The sequence below is a fragment of the Streptomyces sp. NPDC059832 genome (assembly GCF_042731715.1).
Classification (GTDB): Bacteria; Actinomycetota; Actinomycetes; order Streptomycetales; family Streptomycetaceae; genus Streptomyces.
On record NZ_JBHWIY010000006.1, the window covers coordinates 100,221 to 121,595 of the forward strand.

The window sequence follows — 21,375 nt, forward strand, 5'->3', positions numbered from 1 at the left end:
GTTCCTCAGTCCCAGAGTCCCTGGATCCGCAGAATGCCTGCCACCAGGCACATCACGGAGGCGATCGAGAGCAGGACGATGACGCCCTTGGGCATGCCCTGCTTCGAGAAGGAGTAGACGCCGCCGGCCAGGAAGAGGCCGAGGACGATCAGGATGGTGTTGAGGCCGGTCACAGCGCGCCCTTCGTGGAGGGAAGGATCCCGGCGGCGCGCGGGTCGTGCTCGCTGGCGTAGCGCAGGGCGCGGGCGAGCGCCTTGAACTGGCACTCCACGATGTGGTGGGCGTTGCGCCCGTACGGCACGTGGACGTGCAGGGCGATCTGCGCCTGCGCGACGAAGGACTCCAGGATGTGCCGGGTCATCGTCGTGTCGTACGCGCCGATCATCGGCGCCATGTTCTCCGGCTCGGTGTGCACCAGGTAGGGGCGGCCGGACAGGTCGACGGTGACCTGGGCGAGCGACTCGTCCAGCGGGACGGTGCAGTTGCCGAAGCGGTAGATGCCGACCTTGTCGCCGAGGGCCTGCTTGAACGCGGCGCCGAGGGCGAGGGCGGTGTCCTCGATGGTGTGGTGCGAGTCGATGTGCAGATCGCCGTCGGTCTTGACCGTGAGGTCGAAGAGCCCGTGCCGGCCGAGCTGGTCGAGCATGTGGTCGTAGAAGCCGACTCCGGTCGACACATCGACCTTGCCGGTGCCGTCGAGATTTATCTCGACGAGCACCGAGGTTTCCTTGGTGGTGCGTTCCACGTGGCCTACGCGGGGGCTCATGCGCTTGCTCCTTGGTTGTGCTCGCCTCGCCGGGCCGGATCGCGATCGGCCCCGTGCCGGCTGGAGGTCCGGGGGTCGTCCCCCGGGAGATGCAGTACGTGGCCTACGCGGGGGCTCATGCGCTTGCTCCTTGGTTGTGCTCGCCTCGCCGGGCCGGATCGCGATCGGCCCCGTGCCGGCTGGGGGTCCGGGGGTCGTCCCCCGGGAGATGCAGTACGCGGCCTGCGCGGGGGCTCATGCGTCGTGCTCCTTCTTCAGTTCGCGCACCGCGTCGAGGAACGCGTCGTTCTCTGCCGGGGTGCCCGCGGAGACCCGCAGCCATCCCGGTACGCCGTTGTCCCGGACCAGGACGCCCCGGTCGAGGATCCGCTGCCAGGCGGTGTGGCTGTCGGCGAAGCGGCCGAACTGGACGAAGTTGGCGTCCGAGTCGGTGACGTCGTAGCCGAGAGCGCGCAGCTCGGTGACGATCCGGTCGCGCTCGCTCTTGAGCTGCGCGACGTACCCGAGCAGCGTATCGGTGTGCTCCAGGGCGGCGAGCGCGGTGGCCTGGGTGACGGAGGACAGGTGGTACGGCAGCCGCACCAGCTGGACCGCGTCCACCACGGCCGGGTCGGCGGCGAGGTAGCCCAGGCGCAGTCCGGCCGCGCCGAACGCCTTCGACATGGTGCGCGAGAGCACCATGTTCGGCCGGCCCTCGATCAGCGGGAGCAGCGAGGCGTGGTGACTGAACTCGCCGTACGCCTCGTCGACGACGACCATCGACGGGCCGGCCGCCTGGGCCGCGTCGTAGAGCGCGAGCACGGTCTCGGCGTCGACGGCCGTGCCGGTGGGGTTGTTGGGGGAGGTGATGAAGACGACGTCGGGCCGGTGCTCGGCGATGGCCTCGCGGGCGGCCTCGACGTCGATGGTGAAGTCCTCGTTGCGCGGTCCGGAGATCCAGGCGGTTCCGGTGCCGCGGGCGATGAGGGCGTGCATGGAGTACGAGGGCTCGAAGCCGATCGCGGTGCGGCCGGGGCCGCCGAAGGTCTGGAGCAGCTGCTGGAGCACCTCGTTGGAGCCGTTGGCCGCCCAGACGTTGGCGAGGGCGACCTCGTGCCCGGCGGTGCGGGTGAGGTAGCGGGCCAGTTCGGTGCGGAGCTCGACGGCGTCCCGGTCGGGGTAGCGGTTGAGGTCGCGGGCGGCCTCGCGGACCCGCTCGGCGATCCGGTCGACGAGCGCCTCGGGCAGCGGGTAGGGGTTCTCGTTGGTGTTCAGCCGCACGGGTACGTCGAGCTGCGGCGCACCGTAGGGGGACTTGCCGCGCAGTTCGTCGCGGATCGGGAGATCGTCGATGCGGGTGGTCTTGCGAGGGGTGTCGCTGTTCGTCACTGCTGCGGGACCTTCCAGCCGAACCTGGCCTTGAGCGCGGCGCCGTGGGCGGGGAGGTCCTCCGCCTCGGCGAGGGTCACGACGTGGTGGGTGACCTCGGCGAGCGCGTCGCGCGTGTAGTCGACGATGTGGATGCCGCGCAGGAAGGACTGCACGGAGAGGCCCGAGGAGTGGCAGGCGCAGCCGCCGGTGGGCAGCACGTGGTTGGAGCCGGCGCAGTAGTCGCCGAGCGAGACCGGGGCCCAGGGGCCGACGAAGATCGCGCCGGCGTTGCGGACCCGGTCGGCGACGGCGGCGGCGTCGGCGGTCTGGATCTCCAGGTGCTCGGCGGCGTACGCGTCGACGACCTTGAGGCCGTCCTCCAGGTCGTTGACCAGGACGATCGCGGACTGGCGGCCGGCCAGCGCGGGCTCGATCCGGTCGGTGACGTGCTTGGTCGCGGCGATCTGCGGCTTCAGCTCGGCCTCGGTGGCCGCGGCCAGTTCCGCGGAGTCGGTGACGAGGACCGCCGCGGCCATCGGGTCGTGCTCGGCCTGGCTGATCAGGTCGGCGGCGACGTGCACCGGGTCGGCGGTGGAGTCCGCGAGGATCGCGATCTCGGTGGGGCCCGCCTCCGCGTCGATGCCGATGCGGCCCTTGAGGAGGCGCTTGGCGGCGGCGACGAAGATGTTGCCGGGGCCGGTGACGAGGTTCACCGGAAGACATTCGGCCGTTCCGTACGCGAACATCGCGACGGCCTGGGCGCCGCCGGCCGCGTACACCTCGTCGACGCCGAGCAGGGCGCAGGCGGCGAGGATGGTGGGGTGCGGCAGACCGCCGAAGTCCTTCTGCGGCGGGGAGGCGACGGCGATGCCCTCGACGCCCGCCTCCTGGGCCGGCACGACGTTCATGACCACGGACGACGGGTAGACGGAGCGCCCGCCGGGGACGTAGAGCCCGACGCGCTCGACCGGCACCCACTTCTCGGTGACGGTGCCGCCGGGGACGACCTGGGTGGTGTGCGTGGTGCGGCGCTGCTCGCGGTGGACGAGGCGGGCGCGCCGGATCGACTCCTCCAGGGCGGCCCGCACGGCCGGATCCAGCTGTTCGACGGCCTCGGTGATCGCCGCGGCGGGGACCCGGATCGAGTCGATCCGTACGCCGTCGAATTTCTCCCCCCACTCGATCACTGCCGCGGAGCCACGATGGCGTACGTCCTCGCAGATGGGCCGCACCGTCTCCAGGGCGGCTTCCACGTCGAACTCGGCACGGGGCAGCAGGTCGCGCAGGGCTCCACCCTCGGGGAGGGCATTGCCGCGCAGATCGATTCGAGAGATCACACCGCAATTCTCGCAGACCGCCTCCGGCGTCCGGTCGCCCGTATCACTGGCTGATACATGTCCCGGACGTCACTGCTGACCAATAGCTTTCACGTCGTCACTCAGCGGGAAGAACAGCTCCGAGCGGAAGGGGCACCCGTGACCGAGCCGCACGACGGTGATTTTCCGGACGGACTGAGCGCAGCCGAGCTGGGCATGTGGCAGGCCTTCCGAAACGGCAGCACCTACGATCTGCGCGCCCGCGACCCGGCGCAGGACGATCCGTTCGCGCCGCGCGTCTGGGGGCCGGAGCGCAGTGTGGACGGGCGCGTCGTCGCCCGCCTGCTGCTCTCGGGTCCGCCGCCGCGGCCCGGCCGGGTCGCGGCGCTGAAGCTCCGGGGTGTGCGGATCACCGGAACACTCGATCTCGCGGGCGGGCGCGTCGCGCCGTACGTCGAGATGACCGGCTGCCGCTTCGAGAGCGAGGTGGTGCTGCCGGAATGCCATTTCACGACGTTACGGATCGTCGGCTGCGCAATGCCCCGGCTGGAGGCGGCCCGGCTGCGCACCGAGGGCGATCTGCATCTGCCGCGCTGTCGGATCCCGCGCGGGATCCGGCTCACCGACGCCCAGATCGGCACCGATCTGCTGATCAACCAGATCGAGATCGGCCCGGACCGGGGCGGGCGGGCGCTGGCCGGTGACGGTCTGGCGGTCGCCCAGGATCTGCAGGCGGAGCTGATCGAGGCGCGCGGCGAGCTGAGTCTGCGCGGGGCGAAGGTCGGCGGTTCGCTGAGCCTGCGCGGCAGCCGGCTGCGGGGCAGGGAGGGACGGCGTGCGCTGAACGCCCCGCAGCTGACCGTGGAGCGGACGCTGTACATGAGCGAGGCCTGGGTGAGCGTCGACACCGGGATCCAGGGCACCACTCCCCCGTACGGCATCGTCCTGGCGTCGACCCCCGCGAACGGCACGCGTTCGCAGATCTTCGAGTGCCGCGGCGGGGTGCGCCTGGACGACGGGCGGTTCGGCGACGCGGTCGATCTGCACAAGGCGCGGTTCGTGCTGGGCCGGCACGAGGAGCTGTCGCTGCGCCGGATCGTCACCCCGGAGCTGCGGTTCAACGCGGAACGGCCGGAGGAGGGCCGGGTCGTGCTGAACGGCGCGAAGGTCGTCACGCTGATCGACGTGTCGACCAGCTGGCCGGGGCCCGGCGGGCTGGCGATGGGCGGTTTCGTGTACGAGAACCTCGTCCCGTACGGGCACTTCCCGCTCTCCCGGCGCCTGGAGTGGGTGGCGGCGGCGACCCCGGAGTACGTACCGGAGCCGTACGAACGGCTCGCGACGGTGCTGCGCAACTGCGGGGAGGACGCGGACGCCCGGGAGGTGCTGCTGGCCAAGCAGCGGCGGCGGCGCGAGACGCTGCCGCTCGCCGCGAAGCTCTGGGGCTTCCTCCAGGACTGGACGGTGGCGTACGGCTACCGACCCGGGCGGGCCGCGGTGTGGATGGCCTTGCTGTGGGCGGCGGGGGCGATGGCCTTCGCCCAGCACGTCCCGGCGGCGATCAAACAGGACGAGCATCCGCAGTGGAACCCGGCGCTGTACGCGCTGGATCTGCTGATCCCGGTGATCAATCTGGGCCAGGACGGCTACTGGCGGATGGAGGGCGGCTGGCAGTGGGCGGCGGCGGTGCTCGTCCTGCTGGGCTGGATACTCGCCACGACCGTCGCGGCGGGCGCCTCACGGCTGCTGCGCCGGGGCTGACCGGAATCCGGCCACGGCCGACCCGACCACGGGCCGTCGGACCGTTCGCAATCGCCTCTGCCGAACGGTCCGCACGGTGCCCGTGGCCCGTGGTCGAACGGCTGCCCGAGCTGCGGTCGAACTACCGCAAGTCATCGGCCGGAACAGCAAGAACAAGCCAGATTCCACATTTTCCTTTACTTCTTCTTGACCCGGTCCAATACAACCCATTCACTCGGCACCAAAGCTTCACAGCGTGCCTCTGGCGCCGTCCCGACCAGCGCTTTTCAATGGTCTGCACCATGCCAATCCTTCGTGCTCTGCTCCGTGCCGCGTGCACGGTCCGGCGCCCCTCGCAGGGCCCTGCCGGACTGCCGGCGGACGACGAGGTGCTGCTCGACGCCCCCGACGAGCGGCTCTCCCCGGCTCTCGTCGCCGCCGCGCTCGGGGAGTACGGACCGGCCGCGAAACTCCTCGCCACCACCCGGGACGGCGCCGAGTGGGAGAACCGCGACCGCTACCTCGGCCGGCTCGTCGCCTTCGCCCGCAACCGCGACGGCTGGCTGACCGACTGGCTCGCCGCCGCCCCGCACGACCCGGACGCGCTGCTCGTCAAGGCCGAGCTGGCGGTCCGCCGGGCCTGGGAGTCGCCCGCTCGGGCCGAGCAGCTGCGCGAGGTGGGACCGCTGATCACGGCGGCGGCCGAGAGCGATCCGCGCGACCCGGTGCCCTGGCGCCTCGCGCTCGACCACGCGCGCGGCACCCACGCCACGCACACCATGTTCGAGGCGTTGTGGGAGCAGGCGATACGGCGTTCCTCGCACCACTACGGCTGCCATGTCGCGGCGCTGCGGTACCTCTCCGCCGCCTGGTACGGCTCGCACCGCGAGTGCTTCGACTTCGCCGAGCGGGCGGCCGAGGACTCGCTGCCCAGCTCGCTGGTCCAGGCGCTGCCGCTGCGGGCCGCCTTCGCCCTGCTGATAGAGGGAGCCGGCGCACGGACCACCTCGGTGCAGTTGGAACGGATCGACGCGGCGGCGGATCTGGCCATCGCGCTGTCCGCCGCGTTCACGCCGGGCGACCCCTGGCCCGCCGAGGTCCGCAACCTGCTGGCGTTCGTGCTGGTCACCCGGGGCCGCTGGGACGAGGCACTGGAACAGTTCCGGCAGATCGGACCCCACGCGGCGTCGTTCCCGTGGTCCTCGGTCTCCGAGGATCCGCTCGGCCGGTTCCTGGAGGCGCGGGACGACACGCGGCTCCGGGCGGCCCGCGCGACGTCGTTCCCGGGACGGGCCGACCGGGCCCGGCCCGGCGGCCATTACGCTTGACCGTTGTGACCACCGCTCGCCTGCCTCTGTTCCCGCTGAACGCGGTGCTGTTCCCCGGCCTCGTGCTGCCGCTGAACGTCTTCGAGGAGCGATATCGCGCCATGATGCGCGAGCTCCTGAAGACCGACGAGGACGAACCCCGCCGCTTCGCCGTGGTCGCCATCCGCGACGGCCGCGAGACCGCCCCGACGGGCTCCGGAATGCCGGACGCGGTGAACGTCCCCGCCGAACGCGGCCCCGCGGACGGCTTCGGCCCCGACCCGGTCCAGACCTTCCACCGGGTCGGCTGCATCGCCGACGCGGCGAAGATCCGGGAACGGCCGGACGGCAGCTTCGAGGTCCTGGCGACCGGCACCACCCGGGTCAAACTGCTCTCCGTCGACGCGAGCGGCCCCTTCCTGACGGCCGAACTCGAAGAGCTGGACGAGGAGACCGGCGAGGAGGCGGGGGCGCTCGCCGAAGGCGTACTGCGGGCCTTCCGCAGCTACCAGAAGCGGCTGGCCGGGGCGAGCGAACGGTCCCTCACGACCGGCGCGGACCTGCCCGACGACCCCGCCGTCGTCTCCTACCTGGTCGCGGCGGCGGCCGTACTCGACGCACCGACCAGACAACGGCTGCTCCAGGCCCCCGACACCGCGACCCGGCTGCGCGAGGAACTGACGCTGCTGCGCTCCGAGACCGCCGTCATCCGCCATCTGCCGTCCCTGCCCGCGGTGGACCTGACCCGCGCCCCGACCCACCCCAACTGATCCGGACCTGATCCGACCGACCGATCGACCGAGGACCGTCTCCCCGTGGCGAAGAAGCCGAAGAAGCAGCAACAGTCCGGCGGCACTCCGGCAACGGTCGCCCTGACCGCGTCCGGCACGGCGTTCACCGTCCACTCCTACGACCACGACCCGGCGTCGGCCTCCTACGGCGAGGAGGCGGCCCAGGCGCTGGGCGTCTCCCCCGACCGGGTCTTCAAGACCCTGGTGGCGGACGTCGACGGCACCCTGACGGTGGCGGTCGTCCCGGTGGCCGGCACCCTGGACCTCAAGGCCCTGGCCTCCGCGGTGGGCGGCAAACGGGCCACCATGGCCGACCCGGCAGCCGCGGAACGCACCACCGGCTACGTACGCGGCGGCATCTCCCCACTGGGCCAGCGGAAGCGTCTGCGTACGGTGCTGGACGCCTCGGCACGTGCCCACGACACGATCTGCGTCTCGGCGGGCCGCCGCGGCCTGGAGGTCGAACTCTCACCCACGGACCTGGCGTCACTGACGGGAGCGGTGTTCGCGGAGATCGGCCGGGGATAGCCGGGCATCGCTCCCGGCTGTCCCCGGGCACCTTTTCAGGGCGCCTTCCGGCCCGTCCGGGCGCCTTTCAGCCTGTTCGGGGCCCCTCTCAGCCTGCCCGGGGCGCCTCCCTGCCCGTCCGGGCGCCTTTCAGCCCGTCCGGGGCACCTCTCAGCCCGTCCGGGCACCCTTTCAGCCCGTCCGGCGATTGAGGACCGGGGTCCGGGGCAGAGCCCCGGTTTCGGGAAGGGGCGGGTAGGGGACAAGCCCCGCGCAGCGGCCCACCCGCCCAAGCCCACCAGCCCCCGCACCGCACCGGCACCCGCACCCGCACCCGCACCCGCAGACCTACGACTGCGCCGGCGGCACCGGCGGCACACCCCCACCCGCAGGCGCCCCGGACCCGGGCGCCGCAGGCGCCCCCGGCACGGGCCCACCCGGAAACACCCCCCACTCCGGTTCCGGATCCCGCGGCCCGAACAGCGCGGTCAGCCCGAGATGGACCGCCATCGCCCCCAGCGGCCACGCCAGCAGCGCCCCCTTCGCCCGCAGCTGGAGCGGCGCGTCGAAGACCACGCCCTTGCCGACCGCCCGCGCGTGCGCGACCACGTCCTGGGTAGGCCCGAGCCACACCCCCAGCCGCCACGCCAGCAGCGAACCGAGCAGCCCGCCCAGCGCGAGCCCCACCACCAGCGCGATCCCGCCGCGCCGCTGGAACCAGAAGGCCAGCGCCGCGGAGACCGCCCCGAAGGCCAGGCCCAGCAGCACGAACGTGCCGTCGGCGCCGATCGCCTCCTCGCCCTCGCTGTCGTTCAGGAAGACGGCCGTGCTGTCGGAGATCAGCGGAACCCTCGGCGCCAGCCACAGCCAGAGGAGCCCGAGGGCGATGCCCGAGACGGTCACGAGAACGGTGACGACCGCGGCCCGCCGCAGATCCGACCGGAGGTCCTTGTCCTCCTTCGACTCCAGCGGGGTGCCCGGGTAGTACCCACCGGTCCCGCGGGAACCCCCGGGTCCACCGGATCCTCCCGGACCGCCCCAGTGGGGCGGGGTCTGCCAGGGATCGTTGGACGAGGGCTGGTGAGGCGGCGTCAGAGGTGCGGTCACCGTGCCATCGTGCCAGGCGCCCCCGCGCCGCGCCTCACCGGACCGCTGCCCTGCGGTACGCCCAGGTCGCCACGGCCAGCGAGAGGACGCCGACAACGGCACAGACGGCGAGGTCCAGCGCGACGACCGTCCAGTCCGGGTGGGCGTCGAAGGACCGCGAGAGCGCCTCGACACCGTAGGTCGAGGGCAGCAGATCACGTGCCCAGCCGACCGGCGCGGGCAGCCGGTCGGCCGGGAGCACACCGAGCAGCAGCGCCGCCGACATGCCCAGCTGGCCGAGCAGCGTGGCCAGCTCCTGCCGGGGCGCGAGCAGCCCCAGCGCCGCGCCCAGCCCGGAGAGCGCCGCCCCGGAGAGCGGGATGACGGCGACGAGCACCCACAGATGCGTCAGCGGCAGCCCGAACAGCATGCTGCCGGCCACGGCCGTGACGATCGTGCCGGGCACGGTGAAGGAGGCGTACGCCCCCGCCGCGCCGAGCACCACCGCGGCGGGCGGCACCGGCAGGGTGGCGTAGTGGTCGAGTCCGCCGCCGGCCCGCAGCTGCCCGAAGTACTGGGCGAGGAGATTGAGCGCCACGAAGGCCACGACCAGGACGCTGGAGCCGGCGACGACGGCCCGCGCCTCGGAGCCGCCGTCGACGACCCCGCGCATCAGCACCATGATCCCGACGGACTGGAACGTGGCGACGAAGAGCAGCGGGATACGGGCGACCCTGGCCCTGGACAGCTGGGCGCGGTAGACGGCCGCGAGCGAGGGGAACAACCGGGCCCGCGGTGCGAGCGGCGCGGGCGGTGCCCCCACCTCGGCGAAGCCGTCGCCGGGGGGACCGGGCCGGCCGTCCTCCGCGGCCCGGACGGGTCCGGTCACCGCGTGCGCGGGAACGATGCTCGTCACCTGGCGCTGCTCCTGTTCGCTCCCTGCCCGGCCGCGCACCCGCAACCCGGCCGTCCCGCCCGCCCCGGTCGTCCCGCCCACCCCGGTCATGACTTCACCAGCCCCTTGGTCACGTCCCCGCCGAGCGCGAGATAGACGTCCTCCAGGCTGGGCGTCGCCAGCGTGAAGTCGTCGAGTGCGGCGAAGGCCGCGCCGCCGGTCACCGCGGCGACTGCCGCCCGTGCCTCGTCGGGACCGAGCCGCAGCACCCAGCGCCGCCCGGACTCCTGGGCCGAGGCACGCAGCGCGGCCACTTCGGGGACGTCCAGAGGCGCCCGTTCGCGCCACACCAGCTCGACCCGGACCTCGCCCGCGACGCGTTCCTTGAGCCCGGTCGGCGTGTCGCAGGCGATGACCCTGCCGCGTTCGATCACGGCGACCCGGTCGAGGACCGTCTCGGCCTCGATGACGTTGTGGGTGACGAGCAGCACCGTCGTGCCGCGCTCGGCCCGGCGCCGGTCCACGGCGGCCCAGACGGCGCGCCGCGCGACGGGGTCCATGCCGGTCGTCGGCTCGTCCAGCACCAGCACCGGCCGCTCGCCGACCAGCGCGGCCGCGAAACAGGCGAGCCGCCGCTGTCCCCCGGAGAGCTTCTTCAGGGGGCGTCCCGCGATCTCGGTGAGGCCCAGTTCGTCGAGTACGGCGTCGCGCTCGGCGCGGGCGTCCGCCGCCGCGAGGCCGCGCAGCCGTCCGGTGGTCTCGGCGGCGAGCGACACGGTCAGCTCGTCGAGGGCGGTGGACTCCTGCCCGAGGTAGCCGATCAGCCGGGAGGCCCGCTCCGGATGGCGTACGAGATCGTGGCCCAGCACGGTGACGCTGCCGGAGTCGGGGCGCATCAGCCCGGTGAGCTGCCGTACCAGCGTGGACTTGCCGGCGCCGTTGGGGCCGAGGAGTCCGAAGATCTCGCCGCGCCGCACGTCCAGGCCGATCCCGTCGGTGGCGCGCACCTCGGGTGTGGCGGGGGTACCGCGACGGCCGCGGACGGCGGGATAGGTCTTGACCAGATCACACACCGCGCACACGGTCCCGGTCGCCGGCTGCGCCTGTGCTGTGCCCGTACTCACGAGGTACGAGAGTACGGGGTCGGATGCCCCGTATTGCGTCCGGGGCCACACCGGCCGGGCGTCGACGCGGTGATCGGCGACCGGGTCGCCCGCCCGTGGTCCCGCTCGGCCGTCAGCCGGCGGGCGGGGTCGTCCGCTCCGCCGCGGGGGTGTGCTCGGCCGCGGCCCGTACATCGATCTCCCGCCAGAATCCCGCCCGGATCGCGTAGCGGTCGTGCTCGTCGATCTGGTCGTCCTTGTGGGCGAGCAGGCCGAACCGTGCCGCGTAGCGCAGCAGCTCGCCGTCGATGCGGTGCGGAATGCGCGGATACATGGTCGAGAGTTTCTGCAGATGGACGGTCTCCGGCAGTCGCTCCATCCAGCGACGGGCGAAGACCTGGCCCACCTCGAAGGGGTCGCCGCCGACGGTGGTGATGTCCTCCTCGCGGTCCGCCCAGCGCTGCTCGGCACTGGTGAGCTGGGCCAGCGTGGGCAGGGAGGCGGTTTCGGCGGGCTCGCCCAGCGGTCCGCCGCGCTCCGTCCAGCTCTTGTCGGAGGACCAGCGCAGAGTCGCGCTGGCGGGCGAGGGCTGGGGGAGGTGCCGGTCGGGCTGGGCGCCGTGGCCGCGCAGGCTGCCCGCCAGGTCCTTGGGGGTGGGGACGCCCTTGCCGCCGTGCACGGGCCGGTCGGTGGCGGCGCCCTCCTCGGGCGGTGCCGCGGCACCGTTGGCGGCGGCTGCCGCCTGGGCCTCCGAGGCCCGCTCGGCGGAGGCGGCGAGGGCGGCCTCGGGCAGCGGCGCGGAGAGGATCGCGGCGATCTCCGGACCGGGCACGGGCGGTGGGGCGCAGACGCCGCCGGTCTCCTTGGGCCGTACGGCCTGGGTGATCCAGGCCCGGTCGAGCACCCTGCGTTCGTCGGCCTCGGCCACCAGGTCCTCGGACTGGTTGTAGTCGCCGTCGGCGGCCTGGACGGCCCACAGATGGACGGCGACGCCGTGTTCCTTGGCGGACATCAGACCGGGCAGCAGATCGCCGTCGCCGGTCACCAGCACCACGTCGGAACAGGCCCGGTTCCTGGCGAGTTCGGTGAGCTCGGCGTGCATCGCGGCGTCGACGCCCTTCTGCGCCCAGCGCCCGTCACTGCGGGTGAGGGCACCGAGCCGTACGGTCACCCGGGGCATCACACGCAGTCTGCGGTGTTCGGGCTGCGGCACGCGGTCGGGGGCGCCGTCGAACCAGTAGATCCGCAGCAGCGGCTGCTGCGTATCGCCCTCGGCCCGCTCGCGCAGGCCCCGGATGAGGGCCGCGTGGTCGACCGTGATGCGGGAACGGGCGGGCTCCCCGGCCAGCAGGCTCGCGGCTGCGCCCAGCAAGTAGCCGGCGTCCACCAGGACGACGCAACGGTCCACGCGATCCACCCTCTTCCAGAAGTTCGGGTGCGGTCTTTGCCAAGGGTTTCCTTCGAGTCTGCCCGACCGCGCAGGGGTTGACGTCCGGAACTCGATCATCGGCGTGGCGGATCGGGAAAACGACGCATCCCCCACCCCCGCTACGCACGGTAATGATCCAACATGCACGGTTTACACCGCTATGTGAATCTGAACGCGGTCCTGGCCCCGAGAGTCCCCATAGGAGGAACACCATGGCCAAGAACAAGAACCGCAAGCAGGGCAGCCAGCAGAACCGCGCGTCCACTCCGGAGCGCGGCGCGGAAGAGGCCAAGACGACCGCGTACGAGTCGCAGATACAGCCTCAGTCGCAGGCCCAGGGCAGTCCTGCTGATGTTGCCCGTAAGCACCAGCGGCGCTTCGGCCACAACTGACCGGAGATGTATCCGGTCCGGCCGCAGGCCGGGTAGCCGAGAGGGGCGCTCCCGCTTTCGCGGGGCGCCCCTCTCGTACGTCTGCGGAGAAGCCCGGCTCAGCCGGCCAGGCAGGACGGGCCGAGCAGCACCTTCAGGTCACCGAAGAGCGCCGGGTCGGGCTTGACCCGGTGCCGGTCGAGCCGGAGCACCGTGGTCTTGCGGGGGCCCTGGAGCCTGATCCGTACCTCGGTGTCGCCCCGGTGGCTGCTGAGGACCTCGCCGAGGCGGCTGACCATCGGCGGGGTGATCTTGACGGTGGGGATGGTCAGGACCACGGGGGCGTTGGTGCCGGCCGACGAGATGTCGGGGACCTGCATCTCCATGGCGACCAGCCGGGGCACGTCCTCCCGCTTGTCGAGGCGTCCCTTGACGAAGACGACGGTGTCCTCGACGAGCTGGGTGGAGACCAGCTGATAGGTGGCCGGGAAGAACATGCACTCGATGGAACCGGCCAGGTCCTCGACGGTGGCGATGGCCCAGGCGTTGCCCTGCTTGGTCATCTTGCGCTGGAGGCCGGAGATGATGCCGCCGACGGTGACGATGGCGCCGTCGGCGTGCTCGCCGCCGGTCAGCTGGGAGATCGAGGAGTCGGCCTTGTCGGACAGCACGTGTTCCAGACCGAAGAGCGGGTGGTCGGAGACGTACAGGCCGAGCATCTCGCGCTCCTGGGCCAGCAGGTAGGACTTCTCCCACTCGATGTCGGAGAACTCCACGTCGAGCCCGAAGCCCGGCTCGTCGCTCTCCTCCTCGCCCATGCCGCCGAAGAGGTCGAACTGGCCCTCGGCCTCCTTGCGCTTGACCTGCACCACGTTGTCGATCATCGGTTCGTGGTGGGCCACCAGGCCCTTGCGGGTGTGGCCCATCTCGTCGAAGGCGCCGGCCTTGATCAGCGATTCGACGGTGCGCTTGTTGCAGACGACCGCTTCGACCTTGTCGAGGAAGTCGGGGAAGGTGCTGTACTTCCCCTTCGCCTTGCGGCACCGGATGATCGAGTCGACGACGTTCTGGCCGACGTTGCGCACGGCGGTGAGGCCGAAGAGGATCACGTCGTCGCCCTGGGCGGCGAAGTTCGACAGGGACTCGTTCACATTGGGCGGCAGCACCTTGATGCCCATGCGACGGCACTCGTTGAGGTAGACGGCCGACTTGTCCTTGTCGTCCTTGACCGAGGTCAGCAGCGCCGCCATGTACTCGGCGGGGTAGTTCGCCTTGAGGTACGCGGTCCAGTAGGTGACCAGGCCGTACGCGGAGGAGTGCGCCTTGTTGAACGCGTATCCGGCGAACGGGACCAGCACGTCCCACAGGGCCTTGATCGCGGCGTCGGAGAAGTCCTTCTCCTTGGCCCCCGCCTCGAAGAGGACGAAGTTCTTCGCCAGCTCCTCGGGCTTCTTCTTGCCCATCACGCGGCGCAGGATGTCGGCCTCGCCGAGCGAGTAGCCGGCGACGATCTGGGCGGCCTTCTGCACCTGCTCCTGGTACACGATCAGGCCGTAGGTGAGGCCGAGGACCTCCTTGAGGGGCTCCTCCAGCTCCGGGTGGATCGGGGTGATCTCCTGGCGGCCGTTCTTGCGCTCGGCGTAGTTCGTGTGCGAGTTCATGCCCATCGGGCCCGGCCGGTACAGGGCCGAGACGGCGGAAATGTCCTCGAAGTTGTCGGGCTGCATCTGGCGCAGCAGGGAGCGCATCGGGCCGCCGTCGAACTGGAACACGCCGAGCGTGTCACCGCGGCAGAGCATCTCGTACGTCTTGGGGTCGTCCAGCGGGAGGCCGAGCAGGTCCAGCTTGACGCCCTTGTTGGACTCCACCATCTTCACGGCGTCGTCCATGATGGTGAGGTTGCGCAGGCCCAGGAAGTCCATCTTCAGCAGGCCGAGCGACTCGCACTGCGGGTAGTCCCACTGCGTGATGGTGACGCCGTCGGTGTGCCGCACCCAGATCGGGGCGTGGTCGACGATCGGCTCGCTGGACATGATGACGCCTGCGGCGTGCACGCCCATCTGCCGGACCAGGCCCTCGACGCCCTTCGCGGTGTCGATGACCTTCTTGACGTCCGGCTCGTTCTCGTACATCCCCCGGATCTCGCCCGCCTCGCTGTAGCGCGGGTGCTTGGGGTCGGTGATGCCGTTGAGGTCGATGCCCTTGCCGAGGACGTCGGCGGGCATGGCCTTGGTGAGCCGGTCGCCCATCGCGTACGGGTAGCCGAGGACCCGGGCGGAGTCCTTGATGGCGTTCTTCGCCTTGATCTTTCCGTACGTGCCGATCATGGCGACCTTGTCGGCGCCGTACTTCTCCGTCACGTACCTGATCACTTCGACGCGCCGACGCTCGTCGAAGTCGATGTCGACATCGGGCATGGAGACGCGCTCGGGGTTGAGGAACCGCTCGAAGATCAGTCCGTGCTCGATCGGGTCGAGGTCGGTGATGCCCATCGCGTACGCCACGATCGAACCGGCGGCGGAGCCTCGGCCGGGGCCGACCGCGATGCCGTTGTTCTTCGCCCACATGATGAAGTCGGCGACGACCAGGAAGTACCCCGGGAACCCCATCTGGATGATGATGTCCATCTCGTACTCGACCTGCTTCTGCCGGTCCTCGGGGACGCCGCCCGGGAAGCGCCGGTTCATGCCGACGCGGACCTCTTCCTGGAACCAGGTGATCTCCGTGTAGCCGTCCGGGATGTCGAACTTCGGCATCAGGTCGCGCTTCTCGAACATGCCGGTGGTGTCGATCTGCTGCGCGACCAGCAGGGTGTTGGCGCAGCCCTCCTGCCAGGCGTCGGAGGAGTCGACGGCGTACATCTCGTCGGTCGTCTTGAGGTAGTAGCCGGTGCCGTCGAAGCGGAAGCGGTCCGGGTCGGAGAGGTTCTTGCCGGTCTGGATGCAGAGCAGGGCGTCGTGGGCGGTGGCCTCGTGCGCGTAGGTGTAGTGCGAGTCGTTGGTCACCAGCGGCGGGATGTTCAGCTTCTTGCCGATTTCGAGGAGCCCGTCACGGACCCGGCGCTCGATCTCGATGCCGTGGTCCATCAGCTCCAGGAAGTACTTGTCCGCGCCGAAGATGTCCTTGTAGTCGGAGGCGGCCTGGACGGCCTCGTCGAACTGGCCGAGCCGCAGCCGGGTCTGCACCTCGCCCGAGGGGCAGCCGGTGGACGCGATCAGGCCCTCGGACCACTGGGCGATGGTCTCCTTGTCCATGCGCGGCCACTTCTGCAGCCAGCCCTCGGCGTACGCGTCCGAGGACAGCTTGAAGAGGTTGTGCAGGCCCTTCGCGTTCGACGCCCAGATCGTCTTGTGGGTGTAACCACCCGAACCCGACACGTCGTCGCGCTTCTGGTGCGGCTGACCCCACTGGATCTTCCGCTTGTGCTTGCGCGACTCCGGCGCGACGTACGCCTCGATGCCGATGATCGGCGTGACGTTCGCCTTCTGCGCCGAGTGGAAGAAGTCGTAGGCCCCGTGCAGGTTGCCGTGGTCCGTCATCGCGATGTGCGACATGCCCATCTCGTTGCAGGCATCGAACATGTCCTTGAGCCGCGCGGCACCGTCCAGCAGCGAGTACTGGGTGTGGACGTGAAGGTGCGTGAAAGGCGGCTTGGTCACGGCGCTGTGCCTCCGGGAAACGGACGATGACGGGCTGGGGGGACAGCGTGGAAGTCTACGTCTTCGAGGTGACGGACGACGGGCACTCCGGGATACGGTCGCGCGTTGGAAGGGCGAGGACACCCGTCCCTTTTGTCATGCACGTCGTCACGCACGTCAGGTACCAGGAGGCACCCAGAGATGTCGGAAGCGCAGACCGGCGCGGCGCAGCGCGGGGAGCAGATTCTTGAGGTCTTCGACACCGCGTTCGGGGAGCTGCTGGCCGCCGATCCGGCTGCCTTCCGGGTCAAGTTCCGCAAGATGGCGGGCTCGGCGTTCGCCTTCTACCGGGGCACGGCGTGCCTGTTCTACAACGACCTGGAGCGGGAGCGGCACGGCGGCCCGTACCTGGACGAGCGGACCGGCCGGGTGTGGATCCACGGCGATCTGCACGCGGAGAATTTCGGCACGTACATGGACGCCAACGGCCGGCTGATCTTCAACGTGAACGACTTCGACGAGGCGTACGTCGGCCCGTTCACCTGGGACCTCAAGCGGTTCGCCGCCTCAGTCGCCCTGATCGGTTACGCGAAGGCGCTCGGCGACGACCAGATCACCGAACTGGTCCGGATCTACGCGGCGGCCTACCGCGAGCGGATCCACGCGCTGGCGACCGGCGCGAAGAACGACGAGGTGCCCCCGTTCACGCTGGACACCGCCGAGGGCCCGCTGCTGGGAGCGCTGCGCGACGCCCGGTCGCTGACCCGGTTCTCGCTGCTCGACTCGATGACGGAGATCCGGGACTTCGAGCGCCGGTTCGCGGCGGGCGGCGGCGCGATCGATCTGGACGCGGCGACGCGCTACAAGGTGCTGGCCGCCTTCGATGGCTATCTGGAGACGCTGCCCGAGTCGAGCCTGACCCGCCCCGACTCGTACCGGGTGAAGGACGTCGTCGGGCGTCGCGGCATCGGCATCGGCTCGGCCGGCCTGCCCTCGTACAACATCCTTCTGGAGGGCAACAGCGACGCCCTGGAGAACGATGTGGTGATCTACATCAAGCAGGCGCAGACCCCGGCGGTCTCCCGGCACATCACCGACGCGGCCGTGCGCGACTACTTCCAGCACGAGGGGCACCGCACGGTCATCTCGCAGCGCGCCCTGCAGGCCCACGCCGACCCGTGGCTCGGCTGGACCGAGCTGGACGGCTCCGGGCAGCTGGTCGCCGAGGTCTCGCCGTACGCGGTCGATCTGGACTGGTCCGACATCGACGAGCCGGAGGAGATCGCGGCGGTCGTCGCCGATCTGGGCCGGGCGACGGCGACGATGCACTCCGCGGCGGACGACGAGAGCGGCCACTCGCTGGTGCCGTTCTCCACCGAGCGGGCGATCGACGCGGCCATCGCGGCCGACGAGGAGGGCTTCGCCGGTCTGCTGGTGGACTTCGCCCACAGCTACGGCGCCCGCGCCCGCGCCGACCACCAGATCTTCGTGGATCTCTTCCGCAACGGCCGCATTCCGGGGCTGTGATTCCCCGCGGCCCGTCCCTTTAGGGGTCACTTACAGGTTCGCATGCGACACTCCTCGGCGATGGACATATCCGGGACGCAGCTCAGAGTCGTTCGCGCGGCGCTTTTCACGGCGCTCGTCGTGACGCTCTCCGCTGCGTCCCATGTGCTGCTCTCCCGGGTCCCGCTGCCGCTGACCGCCGTCGCCCTGCTGGCCGGCGCGGTCTTCGCCGTGGCGTACGCGCTGGCCGGCCGGGAGCGCGGCTTCGGAGCGATTGCCGGGCTGCTGGTCCCGCTGGAGCTGGCCGCCGACACCGTCTTCACCACCGGTCAGCACGTCTGTTACGGCGCGGCCGGCGGCCCGATCGCGGGGCCGCTGCGTTCGGTCGGCGTCGACGTGCTCTGCGGCGGCCAGTTCGGCGCCGGTGCGGCACGGGCCGGCGCCGAGGTCACCCCGCTCGCCCCGGTGACCGGTGCCGGACACACGACGGCCGCGCTGCTGGCCTCGCCCGGCCCCGCGGTGCCGTGGCTGCTGCTCGCCGCCCATGTGACCGTCGGCCTGCTCGCCGCGGCCTGGCTCCGGCGGGGCGAGTCCGCGCTGGCCGGTCTGCTGGAGGCGGTCGCCGTCCTGGCGTTCCGGCCGCTGCTGGTCGCGGTCGCCGTGGTCGGTACGGCCCGCCGCCCGGTACGCCGCCGGGTGCGGCCCGCCGGACACGGCCCGCACCTGCTCGTACATGCCCGTCTGCTCGTGCACTCCGTGGGACGGAGGGGACCGCCGCGCTCGGCCTGCGCCATCGCCTGAGCCCGCACATCCCCGACGACGTACCACTCACACCATGGAGACACAGACATGAGCAAGCGCAACAGCCAGGCCAACAAGTCGGCGGCCCGCGAGCGGCTGCGTGCCGAGCGCGAGCGCCAGGCCAAGAAGGACAAGGCCCGCCGGCAGATCATCGTCGGCGTCTCGATCGTCGGCGTCCTGGCCGTCGTGGGGGCCGGCGCCTGGGGCATCATGCAGCTGAACAAGCCGTCCCACTGGGAGGCGGCCAAGGACGCGAAGAACGTGACCGCGCCCAAGAACACCTCGGGCGACAACGGCACCACGGTCGTCATAGGCAAGTCGAGCGCCAAGAAGACCCTGGAGCTGTACGAGGACTCGCGCTGCCCGATCTGCGGAACGTTCGAGCAGTCCGTCGGCGAGACGGTGCACAAGGACGTCGACGCCGGAAAGTACAAGATCAAGTACATCGGTGCCACGTTCATCGACGACATGAGCGGCGGCGAGGGCTCGAAGAACGCGCTGAGCGCGCTCGGCGCCGCACTGGACGTCAGCCCGGAGGCCTTCCTCGACTACAAGTACGCGCTCTACTCCGCGAAGTACCACCCGGAGGAGACCGACGACAAGTTCAAGGACGACTCCTACCTGATCAAGGTCGCCGACTCGGTGGACGCGCTGAAGGGCAACGCCGCCTTCCAGAAGAACGTCAAGGACGGCACGTTCGACAGCTGGGCGATGAAGATGTCGGCGGCGTTCGAGGACAGCGGCGTGAAGGGCACCCCGACGCTGAAGATGGACGGCAAGAAGCTCACCGACGGCCAGAGCGAGAACGCTCCGATGACGGTGGAGGCCTTCAACACCGCGATCACGGCCGCGCTGAAGGGCTGACCGGCCGACGACATCCCGGCAGCGGCTCCCCGACGGGCAGGCGAACTTCCTTCGTTCGCCTGCCCGTTCGGCTTACCGGTCAGTAGGGTGCTGCCCCGTGACCAGTCGACACCTTTCCTCGCCGCTCTCCGCCCCCAGCCGCCGCACGGTCGTCAAGGCCGCTGCCGCCACCGCCGTCGCGGCCCCGGTGCTGGGCTCCGCCACCGCCGCCCGCGCCGCGGACGGCCCCGCCTTCCTGCACGGCGTCGCCTCCGGCGACCCCCTCCCCGACGGCATCCTGCTCTGGACCCGTGTCACCCCGACCCCCGACGCGGTGCCCGGTTCGGGCCGCGGCGCCGATACGGCGGTGCACTGGGAGGTCGCCGAGGACAAGGACTTCGCCCGGGTCGTCGCCCGGGGCACGACCGTCGCGAAGGCCGCGTCCGACCACACCGTCAAGGCCGATGTGCGGGGCCTGTCCCCCGCCACCGCGTACTGGTTCCGCTTCTCGGCGGGCGACGGTGCACAGACCGTCTCACCGGCCGGCCGCACCCGGACAGCCCCTGCGGCCGGGGCCGCCATACCCGGCGTGCGGTTCGGGGTGGTGTCGTGCGCCAACTGGGAGGCCGGGTACTTCTCCCCGTACCGCCACCTCGCCGCCCGCGCCGACCTCGACGCGGTCCTTCATCTCGGCGACTACATCTACGAGTACGCGTCGGGCAGTTACCCGGACGCGAAGTACGTCGTACGGCCGCACGAGCCGAAGCACGAGATCCTCAGCCTCGCCGACTACCGCACCCGGCACGCCACGTACAAGACGGACGCCGACCTCCAGACCCTGCACGCCACCCACCCGGTGATCGCGATCTGGGACGACCACGAGTTCGCCAACGACGCCTGGTCGGGCGGGGCCGAGAACCACACGCCGGGCACGGAGGGTTCCTGGGCGGACCGGGCGGCGGGCGCCAAGCAGGCGTACTTCGAGTGGATGCCGGTCCGCGCCTCCACCGAGGGCACCGTCTACCGGCGGCTGCGCTTCGGCAACCTGGCCGATCTCCATCTCCTCGACCTGCGCACCTTCCGCTCCCAGCAGGCGTCCATCGGCAGCGGCGCGGTCGACGACCCGGAGCGCACCATCACCGGCCGGGCGCAGCTGGACTGGCTGAAGTCGGGGCTGGCCGACTCGGACGCCACCTGGAAGCTGGTCGGCACGTCGGTGATGATCTCGCCGGTCGCGTTCGGCTCCGTGCCCGCCCATCTGCTGGAGCCGCTGGCCGAGTTGCTGGGGCTGCCCAAGGAGGGCCTCGCCGTCAACGTCGACCAGTGGGACGGCTACACGGACGACCGCAAGGAGCTGATCTCGCACCTGCGGGACCGGTCGATCACCAACACGGTCTTCCTGACCGGCGACATCCACATGGCGTGGGCCAACGACGTACCGGTGAAGGCGGCGACGTATCCGCTCTCCGCCTCGGCCGCCACCGAGTTCGTGGTGACATCGGTGACCTCGGACAACATCGACGACATCCTGCATGTGGCGCCGCAGACGGTCTCGGTGGTCGCGGCCGCCGCGGTCAAGGCCGCCAACCGCCATGTGAAGTGGGTGGACATGGACTCGCACGGCTACGGCGTCCTCGATGTGACCGCCGAGCGCTCGCAGATGGACTACTACGCGGTCTCCGACCGGACGAAGCGGGACGCGACCTCCGCCTGGACGCGTTCGTACCGGACGCTCAGCGGGACGCAGAAGGTCGAGCGGGTGGACCACCCGGTGCGCTGAGGGTTCATTTTCGGCCACTCCCTCATATGTTGACGGTGCATTGCATCGCTACGGCGGGTGGCGTGCCCCAAGGCCCGAATGGGGACACACCACCCGCCGGGGTAACGCCCACGGTTACGTCGCCGTCTCAAACTCTGGAACACGAA

At 71.0% G+C, this 21,375-nt stretch carries 18 protein-coding genes; 9 read left to right on the forward strand and 9 right to left on the reverse strand.

Annotation, left to right across the window (positions count from 1 at the left end):
• Positions 1-5: 5 nt before the first annotated feature.
• The 4 genes from ACFV8T_RS12760 to hisD form a co-directional block, all read right to left on the reverse strand.
• Positions 6-173 (reverse strand): hypothetical protein, encoded by a 168-nt coding sequence (locus tag ACFV8T_RS12760; RefSeq protein WP_353788990.1) that lies wholly within the window; start codon positions 171-173, stop codon positions 6-8.
• Positions 170-766: an imidazoleglycerol-phosphate dehydratase HisB gene (gene hisB, locus ACFV8T_RS12765; RefSeq protein ID WP_385326948.1), complete on the reverse strand. Its 597-nt coding sequence runs from the start codon at positions 764-766 to the stop codon at positions 170-172. The genes ACFV8T_RS12760 and hisB overlap by 4 nt, the downstream gene beginning before the upstream one ends.
• Positions 767-1,000: 234 nt before the next feature.
• A complete protein-coding gene (locus ACFV8T_RS12770; protein WP_385326950.1) occupies positions 1,001-2,134 on the reverse strand; it encodes a histidinol-phosphate transaminase in 1,134 nt (377 codons plus the stop codon).
• Positions 2,131-3,453 carry a histidinol dehydrogenase gene (hisD, locus tag ACFV8T_RS12775; RefSeq protein ID WP_385326951.1) on the reverse strand — a complete coding sequence of 441 codons (1,323 nt, stop codon included), beginning with the start codon at positions 3,451-3,453 and terminating at the stop codon, positions 2,131-2,133. Before hisD ends, ACFV8T_RS12770 begins: the two co-directional genes overlap by 4 nt.
• A gap of 138 nt (positions 3,454-3,591) precedes the next feature.
• On the opposite strand from hisD, the gene ACFV8T_RS12780 reads away from it, so the two are divergent.
• The 4 genes from ACFV8T_RS12780 to ybaK all read left to right on the forward strand — a co-directional run bounded on the left by ACFV8T_RS12780 (position 3,592) and on the right by ybaK (position 7,798).
• Entirely contained in the window at positions 3,592-5,193 is a 1,602-nt protein-coding gene (locus ACFV8T_RS12780) for an oxidoreductase (protein ID WP_385326953.1), read from the forward strand.
• A gap of 269 nt (positions 5,194-5,462) precedes the next feature.
• A complete protein-coding gene (locus tag ACFV8T_RS12785; RefSeq protein WP_385326954.1) occupies positions 5,463-6,500 on the forward strand; it encodes a hypothetical protein in 1,038 nt (345 codons plus the stop codon).
• 5 nt (positions 6,501-6,505) lie between these two features.
• Complete coding sequence (locus ACFV8T_RS12790) at positions 6,506-7,249, forward strand: LON peptidase substrate-binding domain-containing protein (RefSeq protein ID WP_385326956.1); 744 nt, start codon at positions 6,506-6,508, stop codon at positions 7,247-7,249.
• Positions 7,250-7,294: 45 nt separating this feature from the next.
• Entirely contained in the window at positions 7,295-7,798 is a 504-nt protein-coding gene (ybaK, locus tag ACFV8T_RS12795) for a Cys-tRNA(Pro) deacylase (protein WP_385326957.1), read from the forward strand.
• A gap of 327 nt (positions 7,799-8,125) precedes the next feature.
• Here ybaK and ACFV8T_RS12800 read toward each other — a convergent pair whose 3' ends face one another.
• The 4 genes from ACFV8T_RS12800 to ACFV8T_RS12815 form a co-directional block, all read right to left on the reverse strand.
• Complete coding sequence (locus ACFV8T_RS12800) at positions 8,126-8,884, reverse strand: ABC transporter permease (protein ID WP_385326958.1); 759 nt, start codon at positions 8,882-8,884, stop codon at positions 8,126-8,128.
• Between the two features lie 34 nt (positions 8,885-8,918).
• On the reverse strand, positions 8,919-9,779 hold the full coding sequence (locus ACFV8T_RS12805; RefSeq protein ID WP_385327364.1) for an ABC transporter permease: 861 nt from the start codon (positions 9,777-9,779) through the stop codon (positions 8,919-8,921).
• A gap of 86 nt (positions 9,780-9,865) precedes the next feature.
• Positions 9,866-10,840: an ABC transporter ATP-binding protein gene (locus ACFV8T_RS12810; RefSeq protein WP_385327365.1), complete on the reverse strand. Its 975-nt coding sequence runs from the start codon at positions 10,838-10,840 to the stop codon at positions 9,866-9,868.
• 154 nt (positions 10,841-10,994) lie between these two features.
• The gene (locus tag ACFV8T_RS12815) at positions 10,995-12,278 is read right to left on the reverse strand and encodes an NYN domain-containing protein (protein WP_385326960.1); all 1,284 of its coding nucleotides are present in this window, start codon (positions 12,276-12,278) and stop codon (positions 10,995-10,997) included.
• A gap of 224 nt (positions 12,279-12,502) precedes the next feature.
• Between ACFV8T_RS12815 and ACFV8T_RS12820 the strand changes: the two genes are divergently transcribed.
• Positions 12,503-12,682 (forward strand): hypothetical protein, encoded by a 180-nt coding sequence (locus ACFV8T_RS12820; protein ID WP_385326962.1) that lies wholly within the window; start codon positions 12,503-12,505, stop codon positions 12,680-12,682.
• Between the two features lie 98 nt (positions 12,683-12,780).
• On the opposite strand, the gene dnaE is transcribed toward ACFV8T_RS12820, so the two are convergent.
• Entirely contained in the window at positions 12,781-16,320 is a 3,540-nt protein-coding gene (dnaE, locus tag ACFV8T_RS12825; RefSeq protein WP_385326963.1) for a DNA polymerase III subunit alpha, read from the reverse strand.
• Positions 16,321-16,500: 180 nt separating this feature from the next.
• On the opposite strand from dnaE, the gene ACFV8T_RS12830 reads away from it, so the two are divergent.
• The 4 genes from ACFV8T_RS12830 (at position 16,501) to ACFV8T_RS12845 (ending at position 21,229) form a co-directional block, all read left to right on the forward strand.
• Complete coding sequence (locus tag ACFV8T_RS12830; RefSeq protein WP_385326965.1) at positions 16,501-17,826, forward strand: DUF2252 domain-containing protein; 1,326 nt, start codon at positions 16,501-16,503, stop codon at positions 17,824-17,826.
• A gap of 60 nt (positions 17,827-17,886) precedes the next feature.
• Positions 17,887-18,606, forward strand: coding sequence for a hypothetical protein (locus ACFV8T_RS12835; RefSeq protein WP_385326966.1), 720 nt, complete (start codon positions 17,887-17,889; stop codon positions 18,604-18,606).
• Positions 18,607-18,654: 48 nt separating this feature from the next.
• On the forward strand, positions 18,655-19,470 hold the full coding sequence (locus ACFV8T_RS12840; protein WP_385326967.1) for a DsbA family protein: 816 nt from the start codon (positions 18,655-18,657) through the stop codon (positions 19,468-19,470).
• Positions 19,471-19,567: 97 nt separating this feature from the next.
• Positions 19,568-21,229: an alkaline phosphatase D family protein gene (locus ACFV8T_RS12845; protein WP_385326968.1), complete on the forward strand. Its 1,662-nt coding sequence runs from the start codon at positions 19,568-19,570 to the stop codon at positions 21,227-21,229.
• Positions 21,230-21,375: the final 146 nt, after the last annotated feature.